Below are 15,952 nucleotides of genomic sequence, written 5' to 3'. Positions count from 1 at the left end.
TGTTGGACTGGCATTGGTTATCCAAATCATTTTATATTATGTATTTACCAAACACTGGGCATGAGTAATATCGATTGGTTTGTATTGGTTTTTACGCTTTTTGCCGTGGTGGCATACGGTGTTTTTATTGGCAGAGGACAAAAAAGTAACGAATCGTACTTAAAGGCCGATAATAAAATGCCTTGGTACATCGTGCTATTGGGTATTATGGCTACTCAAGCCAGTGCCATTACCTTTTTATCGGCACCAGGACAAGCTTATACGGATGGAATGCGTTTCGTTCAGTATTATTTTGGTTTGCCATTGGCCATGATTGTAATTTGTATTACGTTTATTCCAATTTTCCAGCGCTTAAATGTTTACACGGCCTACGAATATCTGGAGCAAAGGTTTGATAAGAAAACCAGAGTGTTAACATCATTACTCTTCCTATTTTCAAGAGGATTATCAACCGGAATAAGCATTTATGCACCCAGTATCATTCTATCAAGCGTACTGAATTGGAACATTTACCTCACCAATATTTTAACAGGCGGAATCCTATTAATTTACACCTATGTTGGTGGTGCAAAGGCAATTGCACATACTCAAAAGCTTCAATTTCTAATTATTTTAGGAACAATGGCTTTTGCAGGTTACCTCTTGGTGCAAAATATGCCTAACGGAATTGGATTTAAGGATGCCTTATACCTAGCCGGAAAATCAGGAAAACTCAATGTTATTACAACCGATTTTAACTGGAAAGATAAATACAACATTTGGAGCGGCCTAATTGGAGGTTTTTTCTTGGCCTTATCATACTTTGGAACAGATCAGAGTCAAGTTGGGCGATATATTACGGCGAAAGACAATACCAATGCTAAAATGGGTTTGTTGCTAAATGGGATGGTTAAAATACCGATGCAATTTGCCATTTTGCTTATTGGCGCCCTACTTTTTGCCTTTTTCTCGTTAAAACCAGCGCCAATTTATTTCAACGAACGTTCTTATGAATATTTAAAAGAAACCCAACCAAACCGCGCTGCGATATTTGAGAAGGAGCATGAAGCTTTGCAGCAAAAATTTAATCAGCAATCTAAACAGTTATTGGCAGAGAAAGATCATCCTTCCTCCACGTCGGAAACATCAATAGCGGAATTTAAAACAACCCAAAAGCAGGTTGCCTTATTGCACACACGGGTAGAACAGGCAATTAATAAATCCAACTACAACGCCGAAAAAACCGATACCAATTACATTTTCTTATACTTTGTTAAAAATACCTTACCTATCGGGATGATTGGTTTGCTCTTTGCCATCATATTTTTGGCCAGCTGGGGATCTATTTCTGCTGCGTTAAACTCATTGGCTGCCTGCTCGTTAAAAGATGTTCACCTTATTTTCAGCAAGGAGAAGCCCGATGATAGGCAAGAATTGAAATACAGCCGATTACATACGCTAGCTTGGGGTATCTTTTCCATCGCGGTAGCAATGTTTGCCACCCAAATGGGATCTTTGATAGAGGCGGTAAACGTGTTGGGCTCTTTATTTTATGGTCCAATTCTAGGTATTTTTTTAGTAGCCTTCTATTTTAAGAAGATTGATGGGCCATTGGTATTTATTTCGGCGGTGTTATCAGAAATTGTAGTTATTGCCGTTTATAATTTCGATATAGTGTCATTTCTTTGGCTTAATGTGATTGGAGCATTTGCCGTGATCTTATTTTCGGGTTTTGGTTTGTTGTTTTATCGACCCAAAGCCTTAAATTCGTAAAATTAAAAAACACAAAACAGATAAAAATATAAATTATGAAAACGATGATCAAATCTATCGCTCTGCTTTTTACTGCCATTACCATTTCAGCAGGCGCTTTTGCACAAGATGCTGCACAACCTAAACCAAGTCCAGCAGCCGTTGCTACCGGAAAAGTGAAAGGTGCAACAATTACCATTAATTACAGTAGTCCTGCCGTTAAAGGACGTAAAATTTGGGGTAATTTAGAGGCTTGGGATAAAGTTTGGCGTGCTGGTGCAAACGAGGCGACTACTATCGAAACAGATAAAGACATAAATGTAGAAGGTAAAACACTTCCAGCGGGAAAATACAGCTTCTTTTTAATTCCAAAAGAGAGCGGTACGTGGACAGCAATTTTTAACAAAGAACCTAAACAGTGGGGTGCTTATAAGTATGAAGAATCAAAAGATCAATTGAGAGTAGATGTGAAAACAAAAGCTTTAAAAGCTACTCAAGAAAGATTGGTTTATAAAATTACAAAAGCTGGATTTGCACTAGAATGGGATAAAATTTCAGTGCCAGTTATGATTAAATAATTCAAAATTTTGCAAATAAGAAGCCTTCTAATGCAAATTAGAGGGCTTTTTTGTTTTTTTGTGGATGGGAAAATCCACAGTTTAATGGCGCCGTATCAACAATTCATTTTGGCTTTACAATTGCCACCTTAATTTTTGTAAAAATGACTACTATGCTTTTAAAACATCAATTCTTGCACATTAATTTTCTTTGTAGTTTGTGTTTAATTCTGTAAAACACTTAAAGCCAAATATTTACGTCACGATGATACAGAATACACGGAAAATAAATTTAATCGACCGATTTTAATTAGCGTTTGCATTACACGTTTTTAGCTTGCTTATATCGTCCGAAATTTAATTCTGCTTGCTGAAACTATTTCTGATTCATGAAACGTCTGAGACCAGCATTGGGCCTAATGTTGAATTACACACCAAATTAACCTGCCTAAGGCGTGTAAACTTAACAACTTCTTAATCTGAAAATATCTAATTTAGGCCGATTTATCAATCCCAAATCACCTATATTAAATGAATCCCGTTACAATCAAGAAAGTTGTTATCGCTTTAATTTCGCTCAGTGGCTTAGGCTGCTACGCGCAAAACCAAACCAATAACTTTTCAATAAAAAAAAGCAAACCAGTTAATTTAGTTAATGTTTTTCTGGGCTCATCTGGAGATCATGGACAAATGTCTCCTGCTGCATCTTATCCGTTTAGCATGCTGAGCATTGGGCCGCAAACATACCCTAAAACACATACCGGTTACGAGTTTTTGGCCAAAAAATTTATAGGCTTTACCCACAACCGTTTCGAGGGTGTAGGTTGCCAAGGTTCAGGTGGAAATATCTTAATAAAACCTTTTTTAGGCGATGATCCCGAAAAATCCATCTTAATTAAAACATCAGAAAAGGCCGGTCCAGGATTTTACGAGGTTGGTTTTGAAAATAAAATTAAGGCCAGCTTTGCCGTTTTGGGTAATGCCGGTAAACATGTGTATCAATTTCCAAAAGGTAAAAAAGGTTTCTATTTAGATTTGGGCTATGCCTTTAATGGAGCATTTGTTTCTGAAGAACATCAAATGAATAAAAATGCAATTGGCGGTCGGGTAGATTCTAAAACGACTTGTGGAGCAGGCAAATACCGAATCTATTTTTATTTGGAACTCGCGGGAAACGCTGAATGGACCAAACAACAAGATCATACCCTCATTTCAACTTTGGCTAATGATGCCACCTCGGCAGAAATTAACATTGCTTTTTCTTCTGTAAGCGTAGAGGCAGCCAAAGCTTCATTGAATAAATCTACTTATGAAAAATTAAAAGCACAAAGTAGCATCGATTGGAATACCAATTTGAGCAAAATTGCCGTTGAAGGGAATTTAGAGGATGCAAAATTATTCTACTCCTTGTTGTACCGAACCATGCAATCGCCATACGTTATTTCAGAGCCAAATGGCAATTACCGAAACACAAAAGGGGAGATACATCAAAGTAAAGATCTTCGTTACAATGGGTGGGCCATATGGGATAATTACCGAACGCAGTTGCCGCTTCTTTCTATCATTGCGCAAGATCGTTATTCGGGTATGGTCAACTCGATTGCCGATTTATACAATTCGGGTAAAAAAGATTATGCTACGCAAAATGAACCCTCCAATACCGTTCGCTCGGAACATGCCATTGTCGTTTTGCTTGATGCCTATCGCAAAGGCTATCCAGTAGATTTTTCAAAAATAGCCGATTCTTTGGTTAAAGAGGTGGATGGCTTAGATTACAAATCGCCAGATAAAGCATTAGAATCCAGTTACGATAACTGGGCGCTTTCTGAAATTTTTGGCATTCTTAAAATTAAAGAAAAGGCAGATTATTATCGGAATAAGGCACTAGACTATAAAAAATACTGGAACAAAGATTTCAAAGATTTAAAGAGACGAGATGTAGATCAAATGCAGGCTAGAGGATTATACCAAGGTACCATTTGGCAATACAGATGGTTTGTTCCTTATGATTTTAAAGGATTAGTTGAGTTGGACGGCGGAGAGAAAGCATATTTAGCCAATCTCGATGAATTTTTTGAACGCGACTTATATAACCACGCCAATGAGCCCGATTTGCAAGTTCCGTTGATGTACAACATTACGAAAGAAGGTTATAAGTCGCAATATTGGATGCATCAACTCGCTGCCGATACCGTAATTCAAAATTACTTTAATGACAATAGTCGAGGAATAGGAAGCTATATTGGAAAAATCTATAAAAATCAGCCACAAGCCTATTTACGCACTATGGATGATGATGCTGGTGCCATGAGTGCTTGGTATATTTTTACCGCAAGCGGTTTTTCTCCTGCATGTGTGGGTTGGCCAATTTATTATTTAAACGTTCCTCTCTTTCCATCCCTTACTTATCAATTGCCTAAGGGTAAGGTTTTTACAATTGAAGTGGAAAACTTCAGTCCGAAAAATAAATACATAAAAGACGTTTTCTTAAACGGGAAGGCGTACATTAAAAATTACATCACTCAAGAAGACATCAATAAGGGTGGTGTTTTAAAGATTGTCTCCTCAGCAGTACCCGTAAAATCTTCGGCAACTGAAAACTGGATTTCAAGCATTACACCTTAATTATGAAAAGAATCAGCTTAATATTTATCGCAATTGCATCTTTCGCATTTGATGCTGCCGCTCAAACCCCACAGCAAAAACTGACCTCACTTTTTGATAAAAATAGCAGGGAAATCTTGGTTGCAGCTCATCGTGGTGACTGGCGAAATGAGCCCGAAAACTCTTTGAAAGGATTGCAAAATTGCATTCAAAAGGGGATTGATATTGTAGAACTCGATCTCAAAATGACAAAAGACAGTGTATTGGTAGTAATGCACGACAATACCATCGATAGGACTACAAATGCGAAGGGCAAAGTTTCTGACTATACGTTTGAGCAAATCAAAACCTTCAGATTGAAAAATGGCTTAGGCAGGGTAACCAATAACCCAATCCCAACTTTTGTAGAAATGATGGAGGCCGCTAAAGACAAAGTAATCATCAACGTAGATAAAGGAAATCCCTATTTACCACAGGTTTTCAAAGTTTTAAGCCAAACGAATACCACAAATCAAGCCATTGTAAATGTATATGATAACATGCCTTATGATCAGCTTGTAGTCAAAAATAACCTGCCGAAAGATGCCTATTTGATGGTTGTTGTTGGGATGAAAAATGATGATGCCTTAGCCATTATTTCCAGTTATAAAGCCAATAAAAGAGCCATTATACAGCCCATTTTCGATCAAGATACCTATCCTGCAATTGGTGAAATCTATAAAATTTCACAAAGTCAAGTGATTTGGCTTAACAGTTTATGGCCGTCGTTAAACGGCGGACATGATGACGATACGGCAGTAGAAGACAACAAGAAAGAGGAGAGTTGGGGTTGGTTAATCAAACATAATCCGAAAATTTTGCAAACCGACAGGCCTACGGAGTTAATGGAATATCTAAAAGCTCAAAAACGGCACAAATAGAGTCGAAAATATTTTCAGTTTGACGATTATTTAACAAACTAAATGCGAGCAATCCTGTTTATAGTATATAAAATATTAGAACATGGCCCCATTAAATTTGAATTTAGAAGAAAACGCGACGCTAACGAACAAAAACAATCAAGACGCTCAAAACGAACAAACTTTAGATTTACATCCAGAGGCATATAAGGTAAAGGGACCTTCACCAGATAAAATGAAGTCTGTTTCCTCATCACTTCGCTCTTATGCTCACGGACTTTACGGTTTATTGTAAATCGTTTCCTTTTTGTAAATAAAGAGGAATAAATTACCACTCGAAAATGCGATTTGAAAAGGTCGCGGCAATATATTACAAAGATAATGAAAAAGGGCAGTCCTGTTAGAAGGTTGCCCTTTTTCCGTTAAATGGCCGCAGTCAATTTTATAACGATATAGGCATGTTCATAGAATACCAAATCAGTTTTTCATTGGGCTTGGAGGTAAGGCAGTACCGAAAATGCTAACAACCACTGAATGTTGATTTCCAAGTAATTCAATTCTAAAGCCTAGAAAATATATTTTTCTGATCATTTGGGCGTTTTAACACGCTGTCCGCTATATCTTTTTGGCAGAAAAAGCCAAAAAGGATGCCGCTTCCATCGTTAACGCGGGCTAACCTTTGTACCTAAACCTGATTGAACGGAAAGCCCCAATTCTTCATTGGGCTTGGAGGTAAAGCAGGACTGAAATTGCCAAGAACTACTGAACGTTGATTTCCAAATAATTTAGTTCTAACACATAGAAAATATATTTTTCTGATCATTTGGGCGTTTTAACACGCTGTCCGCTATATCTTTTTGGCAGAAAAAGCCAAAAAGGATGCCGCTACCATCGTTAACGCGGGCTAACCTCTGTACCCAAACCTGATTGAACGGAAAGCCCCAATTTTTCTTTGGCTTGGAGGTAAGGCAGTACTGAAATTACCAAGAACTACCGAATGTTGATTTCCAAATAATTTAGTTCTAACACATAGAAAATATATTTTTCTGATCACTTGGGCGTTTTAACACGCTGTCCGCTATATCTTTTTGGCAGAAAAAAGCCAAAAAGGATGCCGCTTCCATCGTTAACGCGGGCTAACCTTTGTACCCAAACCTGATTGAACGGAAAGCCCCAATTTTTTATTGGGCTTGGAGGTAAAGCAGGACTGAAATTGCCAAGAACTACTGCACGTTGATTTCCAAATAATTTGGTTCTAACACATAGAAAATAGATTTTTCTGATCATTTGGGCGTTTTAACACGCTGTCCGCTATATCTTTTTGGCAGAAAAACCCAAAAAGGATACCGCTTCCATCGTTAACGCGGGCTAACCTTTATAGCTGAAACAATTTCTTCAAAACCCAGTAACTTTTTAATTCTTTTTAATGCGCTTTAAAATCATTAAGCTTAATGGATTGAAAGCATAGCCAGAAATGTTGTTTTGTAACATAACCACAGACTGATCGTAAAATAGAGGCACAACGGGCGAATAATCCATCACCATTTGGTCCATTTGACGATAGAGCTGGTATCTCTTTTCGTTATCTGTTTCATAATAACTTTGCTCAAAAAGCTTATCGAAATTGTTATTATAAAAGGCCGTGTAATTTGGCCCATAGGGCACCTTATTTTTGGAATAAAACATAGAAAGGAAATTTTCCCCATCGGCATAATCTGCCAACCAAGAGCCCCGGAAAAAGTTTACATTGTTTTTAGACATTAAATCTCGCAGACTGGAACTCGGACTCACATCTATTTTGGTTTTTATTCCAACTGCGGTAAGCTCGCCTTGAATAAACTCAATCAAATCTTTATAGGTTGTTGTGGTATTTAGCGTAATTTCACTTAAACCCCTGCCCTGTGGGTACCCAGCCTCTGCCAGCAGCTTTTCGGCTAATTTTGGGTTGTAAGGATAACCTTTAACCGCTAAGCTATCAAAGCCAGGCATTCCTTTTGGGATGAAACCCGAGGTGGCGGCAATGCCAATACCGTTTCGAAGGTATTTTATCAACTTGTCTCGATCGATGGAATAGTTTATGGCCTGACGCACTTTTTTAATCCGCAGAGGGGAGTTTTTCACGATACTTAAAGAAGAATCGACTAAAATACCCACATATTCGGTACACAAATACGGACTTTTGGTGAGGGTGAATTTTCCTTTGTACTTGGAAGCCATTTTACCACTTTTGGTTAAAATGTCATCGCGATAGCTGCCATCTACATTGTAGTAAAAATCGAGGTCTTTTTTAAGAAAGCTCATAAAACCGCTTTGTTTGTCGGTTATGAAAGAAGCTTTTAAAGCATCAAGATATGGTAGTTGCAGCCCTTTAGCGTCTTTTTCGAAATAATGTTCATTTTTAAGGAGCACCAATATTTCGCCTTCTTTCCAGTATTTAAATTTGAATGGTCCGGTACCAATGGGATGGCTTCTAAAATCTTTACCATAATGTTCTACCACCTCTTTTGGTACCACAGAGCAATATTGCGTGGTGAGCAAGCTCATAAACGGTGGAAACGGTCTTACCAGCTTAATTTGAAAGGTGGAGTCGTTTAGGGCGATGAAGTTTGTCTGATCTTTTACTTTATCACTAAAAATCCAGCCACCAGAAGAAGCCACTTTTGGGTCGATTAATCGGTAAAAACTATAGGCAAAATCGCTTGCAATCACTTTGCGTCCTTTACCATTTTTGAAAATTGGATCATCGTGGAAGTAAACGTCGTTTCTTAAATTAAAAGTGTAGGTTAAAGCGTCATCAGATACTTGCCAGGTTTTTGCAATGCAAGGAACGGTTTGTAAGGAAGAATCGATTTGAACCAATCCATTAAAAATTTGGTTGGTCATCCAAATTGCATTTTGGTTTCTTGCAAATGCGGGATCTAGGGAGGTGAGGCCTTGATCGAGATTAATGTTGAATGTTTTTTTATCTTGATGATCGGATTTCTCTTTGCAAGAAAGGAGGGTAACAGCACAGAAAAACCAAAAAATATATCGAAATGAGCCTTGCATGAGTTAAGGAATGTTATTTTTGCACAAATTAATAAATTTAATGCAGATGTCTTTTTTAAACGATTTATTTATTGGCCTTGATGCCACCGAACAAGAGGCGTTACAGGAACGTTTAGATTTAGTTGAGCATAAGATTAAATTTATGGATAAAATGCCCGTGACTTGTTTGGATGTAAATAACTTTCCGAACTACCTACTCGCTGAACAGATTGCCCAAGCTGGTGGAATGTTTGAAACCGACGTTTTAAATGCAGTATTTGTTATTTATTACCAACAAGGAAAAACCTTAACGGATTTAATGAGGGAAGTACCAACGGTTTTAGACCCAGATTGGCAGGCCGTTAAAAATAATAGAATTATTTTGTTAAATGATGACGAGCATGGCAGTACAACTGCGGAAAATGCTGTTTCTTTAATTGAAGACATTGCAGAAATGTTACACCCCGGTTCTTTTATTTTTGGTCATGAGGGTGATAAGTGGATTAGATTTGGGGCTTAAGCAAAGGTTGAGCAACTATTATTCAACTTCTAACCACCTAAGAGAAAATAAATAGCCATTGCCCTGTTTCGTATCTTCACGAAGCACTCCATTTTAACAAAACAACAATTGAAATCGATTTTTTTGAGGTTCGTGAAGACACGAACCTTGGCGGAGGGGGGCAAAACGCAGTTTGTTGCAATGTTCTGCGTAACCTAAACCTAATTGGAGCGGGCACGAACGCAGTGAGTAAAGCGGAAAGTAGGGCTTCCTTTCAAATGGAATGCAGGTTTTGCTTTCCTAATCCTTAAAAAGCAATGGACCAATTTAAAGTTTTGTGAAGACAAGACATTTTGCGAAGCATCTCAACTGTTTTCAGTCATTTTGCATTGATTTTTTTGAGCTTTATGAAGACACGAACCTTGGCGGAGGGGGTCAAAACGCAGTTTTTTGCAATGTTCTGCGTAACCTAAACCTAATTGGAGCGGGCACGAACGCAGTGAGTAAAGCGGAAAGTAGGGCTTCCTTTCAAATGGAATGCAGGTTTTGCTTTCCTAATTCTTAAAAAGCAATGGCTCAATTTAAAGTTTTGTGAACACAAAAAATTTTGCAAAGCATCTCAACTGTTTTCAGTCATTATGTATTGATTTTTTGAGGTTCGTGAAGACACAAACCTTGGCGGAGGATGGGAACAGGAAGTTTATTGCAATGTTCTGCGTAACCTAAACCTAATTGGAGCGGGCACGAACGCAGTGAGTAAAGCGGAAAGTAGGGCTTCCTGTCAAATGGAATGCAGGTTTTGCTTTCCTAATCCTTAAAAAATCAATGGTCCAGTTTAAAGTTTTGTGAAGACAAGAAATTTTGCGAAGCATCTCAACTGTTTTCAGTCATTTTGTATTGATTTTTTGAGGTTCGTGAAGACACGAACCTTGGCGGAGGGGGGCAAAACGCAGTTTTTTGCAATGTTCTGCGTAACCTAAACCTAATTGGAGCGTGCACGAACGCAGTGAGTAAAGCGGAAAGTAGGGCTTCCTTTCAAATGGAATGCAGGTTTTGCTTTCCTAATCCTTAAAAACCAATAGTCCGATTTAAAGTTTTGTGAAGACAAGAAATTTCACGCATCATCTCAACTGTTTTCAGTCATTTTGTATTGATTTCTTGAGCTTAGTGAAGCCACGAACTTTGGCGGAGGAGGGGAAACACGCAGTTTATTGCAATGTTTAAAAAGCCCATCTTTAAAACTTTATAAATTTATCCATCTGTTCGTTGGTAAATTTGATGGTATCGGGCTGAATTAAATTTCCCTCTGCATCGAGTTCGGTTTTAATATTTGGAATGTGCAAACGAAGTGGTAAAACATTGAGGTGCACATAATGACAAACGCCAGTAAAATGATCGACCCCTCTAATGTTGCCGTATTTACCAGAGGAAATGCCTACCAAAGCCGCTTTCTTATCATAAAAACTATCGGGAAAATTACAGGCATCAACCAGCACTTTTAAAACACCTGGATAGCTTCCATTGTATTCGGGCATGATGAACAAGAACTTGGTGGTCTCGTTTATCAAATCTTGAATTTTTTGAAATTCTGCGGATCTTTTGCCGTACATATCGGTATTTAAAACATCAGCAGGTAAGTGCTCCAAATTCAATAAGCCAGCTTCTATGCCCTTTAATTTAAGCTGTTGCTGGTAATATTTACCAACTTTTAGCGTATTGCTATTGGGCCTATTGGTACCGGCTATAATTGTAACCATGCGTAATTGTTAATAAGATGTTTAAAACCCGAATACCCTTTTTGCTAAAATTGCCATATAGTTTGTATCTTAGCTGATTGAGAAAAAGGGCTTAGAGTACGCAAAAATAGAACTTTTTGCCGATTAAAAGGCATAAATAACACAGCCCAAATAAACGTTAAGTAAATTTCTGAGATATAGATGAGCAAAATAATTGCATTAGCAAATCAAAAAGGTGGTGTTGGTAAAACAACTTCATCTATAAACTTGGCTGCCAGTTTAGCCGTGTTAGAATATAAAACTTTATTGGTAGATGCTGATCCTCAGGCAAATTCGACGTCGGGTATTGGTTTTGACCCGAGAAATATAAAAGATAGTATTTACGAATGCATCATTAATGATATTGACCCATTACAGGCCATTCAGAAAACGGATACCCCTAATTTAGATTTACTGCCCGCACATATTGATTTGGTTGGTGCTGAAATCGAAATGATTAACCTAAACAATCGCGAATATAAAATGAAGGCGGTTTTGGAGAAGATTAAAGATCAGTATGATTTTATCATCATTGATTGCTCTCCATCATTAGGATTAATTACCATAAATGCTTTAACAGCAGCAGATTCTGTAATTATTCCAGTTCAATGTGAGTATTTTGCATTAGAAGGCTTAGGAAAATTGTTAAATACAATTAAAATTGTGCAGAACCGTTTAAACCCTGAACTGGAAATTGAAGGCATTTTGCTCACCATGTACGATGTTCGTTTGCGATTATCTAATCAAGTGGTGGAAGAAGTTAGAACCCATTTCCATGAGTTGGTTTTTGATACCATTATTCAGCGTAATACGCGTTTAAGTGAGGCACCAAGCTATGGCGTTTCGGTTATTATGCACGATGCAAACTGCAAAGGTGCCATCAATTACCTAAATCTTGCACGTGAGATTGTGAAGAAAAACGGCCTTTTGAAAGAGGAAGAAAACATAGATACAGCAACATTATAAATTTATAGATGACATCTTTTCAGCGAAAAACAGGTTTAGGTAGAGGGTTAAGTGCGCTTTTAGATGATAGCGAATCTGCTCATCCCCCAAAACAGCAGGTAAATGCTGTGAGCGAAACCGAGCAGATTGGCAATATCAGTCACTTAAGTTTAACTGAAGTTGAAACAAATCCATACCAGCCACGTACCGAATTCGATCAGGTTGCTTTAAATGAGCTGGCCGATTCGATTAAGGTGCAGGGCCTAATACAACCCATCACGGTTAGAAAAGTAGGTGCAAATAAATATCAACTCATTTCTGGTGAGCGGAGGTTTAGAGCATCTAAACTTGCTGGCTTAACTCAAATTCCGGCTTACATTCGCAGTGCCAACGACCAGCAGATGTTGGAGATGGCATTGATTGAAAACATTCAACGCGAAAATTTAAACGCCATTGAGGTGGCTTTGAGTTTTCAACGGATGATTGATGAGGTGGGTTTAAAACAAGAGCAACTTGGAGAAAGGGTGGGTAAAAACCGAACCACTGTAACCAACTATTTGCGTTTGTTAAAACTGCCACCAGCAATACAGGCCTCTATTCGCGATACGAAAATTTCGATGGGTCATGCCCGGGCTTTAATTAATGTTGATGGCGTTGATAAACAATTGTTTATACACCAAGAAATTTTAGATAAAGGCTTATCTGTACGTAAAGTTGAAGAACTTGTTCGCAATTTACAGCATACGCCATTGAAGGCCGAAGATAAACCCAAAGTTAAAGGCGTTTCTTTTCAATACCAAAAATTGCAAGATGATTTGGCTTCTAAATTTGCAACTCGGGTAAAGCTAAAGGTAAGTCAGAATGGTAAAGGGGCAATTGAGATTCCTTTCATGAGTGATGATGACTTAAACAGAATTTTAGAATTATTAGATTGGTAATGTATAAAGGCAAAATTTTAATACTCCTTTCTTTTTTTACGATTCTTCTTTTAAGCCAGGCATCAGCTCAGGTAAAGGATTCTGTATTAAAGCCAATTGATACCGCTAAAACGAAAGTAAAACAGCCTTTAAGCCGGCAAGATTCAATGAAAGCCAAATACGTTAATCCTGGAAAGGTAGCCGGACGTAAAGCGGTTTTCAGATCAATGATTTTTCCGGGTTTAGGGCAGATTTATAACATTCAATTGCTAAATGATGGCTACGGAACCCGAGCAGGAAAAAGCCAGGCTTTCCAAAAGGTTTATACCATTAGTAAAATTGTTGCCATTTATGGTGGTTTTACAGCCTTAACCATTTCTTATATCGATAGCAGGAAAAATTATAATATTTTTTTACGTGAAGCACAGTACAGGGCTGGGGATAAATCGATAGCCCCAAATCCAGCGCTTGCTCGATATTCTGATGCGGGTATCGTTGGTAATAAAAGCACTTTTAGTCGTAACGGCCAAATTGTACTGTTTTCTTACGGATTATTGTATGCCGCAAATATTATTGATGCATACGTTGCTGCACGTTTGCATTTCTTTAACATTGACGATAAACTTTCTTTTAAAGTGCTCCCATCAATGCTTAACACCAACAATATGTATGGCTTTAGTGCAACACCTGCCTTGAAGCTTTCCCTAACATTTTAATTATAAACCATGAAAATTGCGCTTTTAGGTTATGGTAAAATGGGTCAAATTATCGAAAAATTTGCCCTTGAGCGTGGACACGAAATCGTTTTAAAAATATCAATCGATAATCAAGAAGATTTAACGCGACAAAATTTAAAAAATGCCGATGTAGCGATTGATTTTAGCACCCCAGATTCCGTTCTGCATAATATTGATATTTGTTTCGATGCGGGCGTTCCAGTGGTGGTGGGTACCACAGGCTGGTACGGTAAGCTTCAGGAAGTCAAAAATGAATGTAACGCTAGTAACAATACCCTGCTTTATGGCTCTAACTTTAGTATTGGGGTAAATTTATTCTTCAAAGTAAACCAAACTTTGGCAAAATTGATGAATAACTATCCAGCATACGAAGTACAGGTAGAAGAAATACACCATACACAAAAATTGGATTCGCCAAGCGGAACGGCCATTACCCTTGCAGAAGGAATTGTGGAAAATTTAGACCGTAAAAATGAATGGTTAAATGAGGTTGTGGGCACAGATGTGGAATTATTTCCAAAGGCAGATCAATTGTTAATTGAATCGCACAGAATTGAAAACATCCCAGGAACCCATACGGTAATTTACAGTAGCGAGGTTGATGAGATTGAAATAAAGCACACCGCACACAGTAGAGCAGGTTTTGCATTAGGGGCTGTGGTTGCTGCCGAGTGGCTTCAAAATAAAAAGGGTTTTTTCAGTATTACTGATATATTTGAATAAACGAGTTGGAAAAATAACTATAAACTAAGATGGACGGGAACTCATGATGATCTATCCATCCAGAATAAAAATCAGAGAACAGTTAACCGGTTTAATCTACATTAAATCATTAACACACTAAATAAGAAATATGAATTACAAATTCTGGCAGAAAAAAAATGATGCCGAAAGAAAGAAAAAAACTAAATCTCGCGAATGGGTAGATGCAATTGTGTTTGCCGTAGTTGCAGCAACCATTATCCGTGTTTTCTTTATTGAAGCCTATACCATTCCATCTGGATCGATGGAAAGATCTTTATTGGTGGGCGATTTTCTTTTTGTAAGCAAGGTAAACTATGGTGCTCGGATACCAATGACACCGGTTGCTTTTCCTTTTGCACACCATACCATGCCGATTACCGGTACAAAAGCCTATTGGGATGGCGTTCAATGGAAATACCACCGTTTACCAGGTTTATCTGAAATTAAAAGAAACGATGTAGTGGTTTTCAACTTTCCGGAAGGAGATACGGTAGCTTTAGAAAACCAAAACCCAAGTTATTACGATTTGGTTAGACAAAGTGGACGAGAAGTCATCAACACACAATACCACGTAACCAGCAGGCCGGTTGATAAGCGAGAGAACTATATTAAACGTTGCATAGGCATTGCAGGCGATGTCATCAGCATGAAAAATGGTATAGCCAACGTGAATGGTAAAGATGAGCCTATTAAAAGTACTGGGATGATGCCTTATAAAGTTGAATTAAAAACCCCTAATTTTAATTTCAGCGTGCTTGAAGACTTAGGTTTGAAAACTGCTGATATGCAGCAGGTTAGTTCTACTGTTTATATTGTAAACTCATCACCAGAAATAGCAGAAGAAGTTAAAAAATTAGATTTTGTAAAGTCAATTGCTATGGCTCCTGAAGCACCAGGTTCGGATGGAAGTTTGTTTCCGCATGATCCAAAACGGGTTTGGAATGTAGATAATTTTGGCCCAATCAAAATTCCTGCAAAGGGTTGGACGGTTCAAATCGACAGCAATACCATGCCATTATATTATCGAGCCATAAGAACCTATGAAGGCAATAAGGTAGAGCAAAAAGGAAAAGATTGGTACATCAACGATAAAATAGCCACATCTTATACCTTCAAGATGAATTATTATTGGATGATGGGAGATAACAGACACCAATCGGCAGATTCTCGTTACTGGGGATTTGTACCAGAAGACCATGTTGTGGGTAAGGCGTTATTTATTTGGATGAGTTGGGATTCTGAAGGTTCTTTCTTCAACAAAATTCGCTGGAGCAGAATTTTCAAGGGCATCCATTAATCCCGTGCTTTAGTTTGCGTTTTCACGAACCAATAGAATCTATTTGGGTAATGTTACGCGGCTACATGTGCCATAGCGGATTCCTATTTCGCCTTGGTTCGTGTCTTTAATAGCAGCCAAAAAATCTTTTGAGGGGTAGTGCTTCGTACATTTACCATAACGCTTGAATACTAGCGATTGAATCAAATTTAACTTAATACCAAAAAGGCAATTTTCTTTT

14 protein-coding genes are annotated in these 15,952 nt (G+C 38.0%); 11 read left to right on the top strand and 3 right to left on the bottom strand.

Annotated features, from left to right (window positions below; translation table 11 throughout):
- The first annotated feature begins 60 nt into the window (after positions 1-60).
- The 5 genes from DHW03_RS12505 (at position 61) to DHW03_RS12485 (ending at position 6,086) form a co-directional block, all read left to right on the top strand.
- Positions 61-1,752, top strand: a complete 1,692-nt coding sequence (locus tag DHW03_RS12505) for a sodium:solute symporter (protein WP_109926193.1) — start codon at positions 61-63, stop codon at positions 1,750-1,752.
- A gap of 35 nt (positions 1,753-1,787) precedes the next feature.
- Positions 1,788-2,309, top strand: coding sequence for a DUF2911 domain-containing protein (locus tag DHW03_RS12500; protein ID WP_109926192.1), 522 nt, complete (start codon positions 1,788-1,790; stop codon positions 2,307-2,309).
- Between the two features lie 510 nt (positions 2,310-2,819).
- Positions 2,820-4,913 carry a glycoside hydrolase domain-containing protein gene (locus tag DHW03_RS12495; protein WP_109926191.1) on the top strand — a complete coding sequence of 698 codons (2,094 nt, stop codon included), beginning with the start codon at positions 2,820-2,822 and terminating at the stop codon, positions 4,911-4,913.
- A gap of 2 nt (positions 4,914-4,915) precedes the next feature.
- The gene (locus DHW03_RS12490) at positions 4,916-5,812 is read left to right on the top strand and encodes a glycerophosphodiester phosphodiesterase family protein (protein WP_109926190.1); all 897 of its coding nucleotides are present in this window, start codon (positions 4,916-4,918) and stop codon (positions 5,810-5,812) included.
- Positions 5,813-5,894: 82 nt separating this feature from the next.
- Positions 5,895-6,086: a hypothetical protein gene (locus tag DHW03_RS12485; protein ID WP_109926189.1), complete on the top strand. Its 192-nt coding sequence runs from the start codon at positions 5,895-5,897 to the stop codon at positions 6,084-6,086.
- Between the two features lie 755 nt (positions 6,087-6,841).
- On the opposite strand, the gene DHW03_RS12480 is transcribed toward DHW03_RS12485, so the two are convergent.
- Positions 6,842-7,078, bottom strand: a complete 237-nt coding sequence (locus tag DHW03_RS12480; protein WP_109926188.1) for a hypothetical protein — start codon at positions 7,076-7,078, stop codon at positions 6,842-6,844.
- Between the two features lie 126 nt (positions 7,079-7,204).
- Positions 7,205-8,839: an ABC transporter substrate-binding protein gene (locus DHW03_RS12475; protein ID WP_109926187.1), complete on the bottom strand. Its 1,635-nt coding sequence runs from the start codon at positions 8,837-8,839 to the stop codon at positions 7,205-7,207.
- Positions 8,840-8,885: 46 nt separating this feature from the next.
- Between DHW03_RS12475 and DHW03_RS12470 the strand changes: the two genes are divergently transcribed.
- Positions 8,886-9,338 (top strand): substrate-binding domain-containing protein, encoded by a 453-nt coding sequence (locus tag DHW03_RS12470; RefSeq protein ID WP_109926186.1) that lies wholly within the window; start codon positions 8,886-8,888, stop codon positions 9,336-9,338.
- A 1,214-nt stretch (positions 9,339-10,552) separates the two neighbouring features.
- Here DHW03_RS12470 and DHW03_RS12465 read toward each other — a convergent pair.
- Entirely contained in the window at positions 10,553-11,074 is a 522-nt protein-coding gene (locus DHW03_RS12465; protein ID WP_109926185.1) for an NADPH-dependent FMN reductase, read from the bottom strand.
- 180 nt (positions 11,075-11,254) lie between these two features.
- On the opposite strand from DHW03_RS12465, the gene DHW03_RS12460 reads away from it, so the two are divergent.
- The 5 genes from DHW03_RS12460 (at position 11,255) to lepB (ending at position 15,732) form a co-directional block, all read left to right on the top strand.
- Entirely contained in the window at positions 11,255-12,058 is an 804-nt protein-coding gene (locus DHW03_RS12460; protein ID WP_056870038.1) for a ParA family protein, read from the top strand.
- 8 nt (positions 12,059-12,066) lie between these two features.
- Entirely contained in the window at positions 12,067-12,975 is a 909-nt protein-coding gene (locus DHW03_RS12455; RefSeq protein WP_109926184.1) for a ParB/RepB/Spo0J family partition protein, read from the top strand.
- Positions 12,975-13,670, top strand: a complete 696-nt coding sequence (locus DHW03_RS12450) for a DUF5683 domain-containing protein (protein ID WP_109926183.1) — start codon at positions 12,975-12,977, stop codon at positions 13,668-13,670. Before DHW03_RS12455 ends, DHW03_RS12450 begins: the two co-directional genes overlap by 1 nt.
- A 9-nt stretch (positions 13,671-13,679) precedes the next feature.
- Positions 13,680-14,414, top strand: coding sequence for a 4-hydroxy-tetrahydrodipicolinate reductase (dapB, locus tag DHW03_RS12445; RefSeq protein WP_109926182.1), 735 nt, complete (start codon positions 13,680-13,682; stop codon positions 14,412-14,414).
- Positions 14,415-14,544: 130 nt separating this feature from the next.
- Positions 14,545-15,732 carry a signal peptidase I gene (lepB, locus tag DHW03_RS12440; RefSeq protein ID WP_109926181.1) on the top strand — a complete coding sequence of 396 codons (1,188 nt, stop codon included), beginning with the start codon at positions 14,545-14,547 and terminating at the stop codon, positions 15,730-15,732.
- Positions 15,733-15,952 lie beyond the last annotated feature (220 nt).

Origin of the sequence: Pedobacter yonginensis (assembly GCF_003173595.1) — a bacterium.
GTDB classification, from domain to species: Bacteria; Bacteroidota; Bacteroidia; order Sphingobacteriales; family Sphingobacteriaceae; genus Pedobacter; species Pedobacter yonginense.
This window is presented reverse-complemented; position numbering and strand designations above follow the sequence as displayed.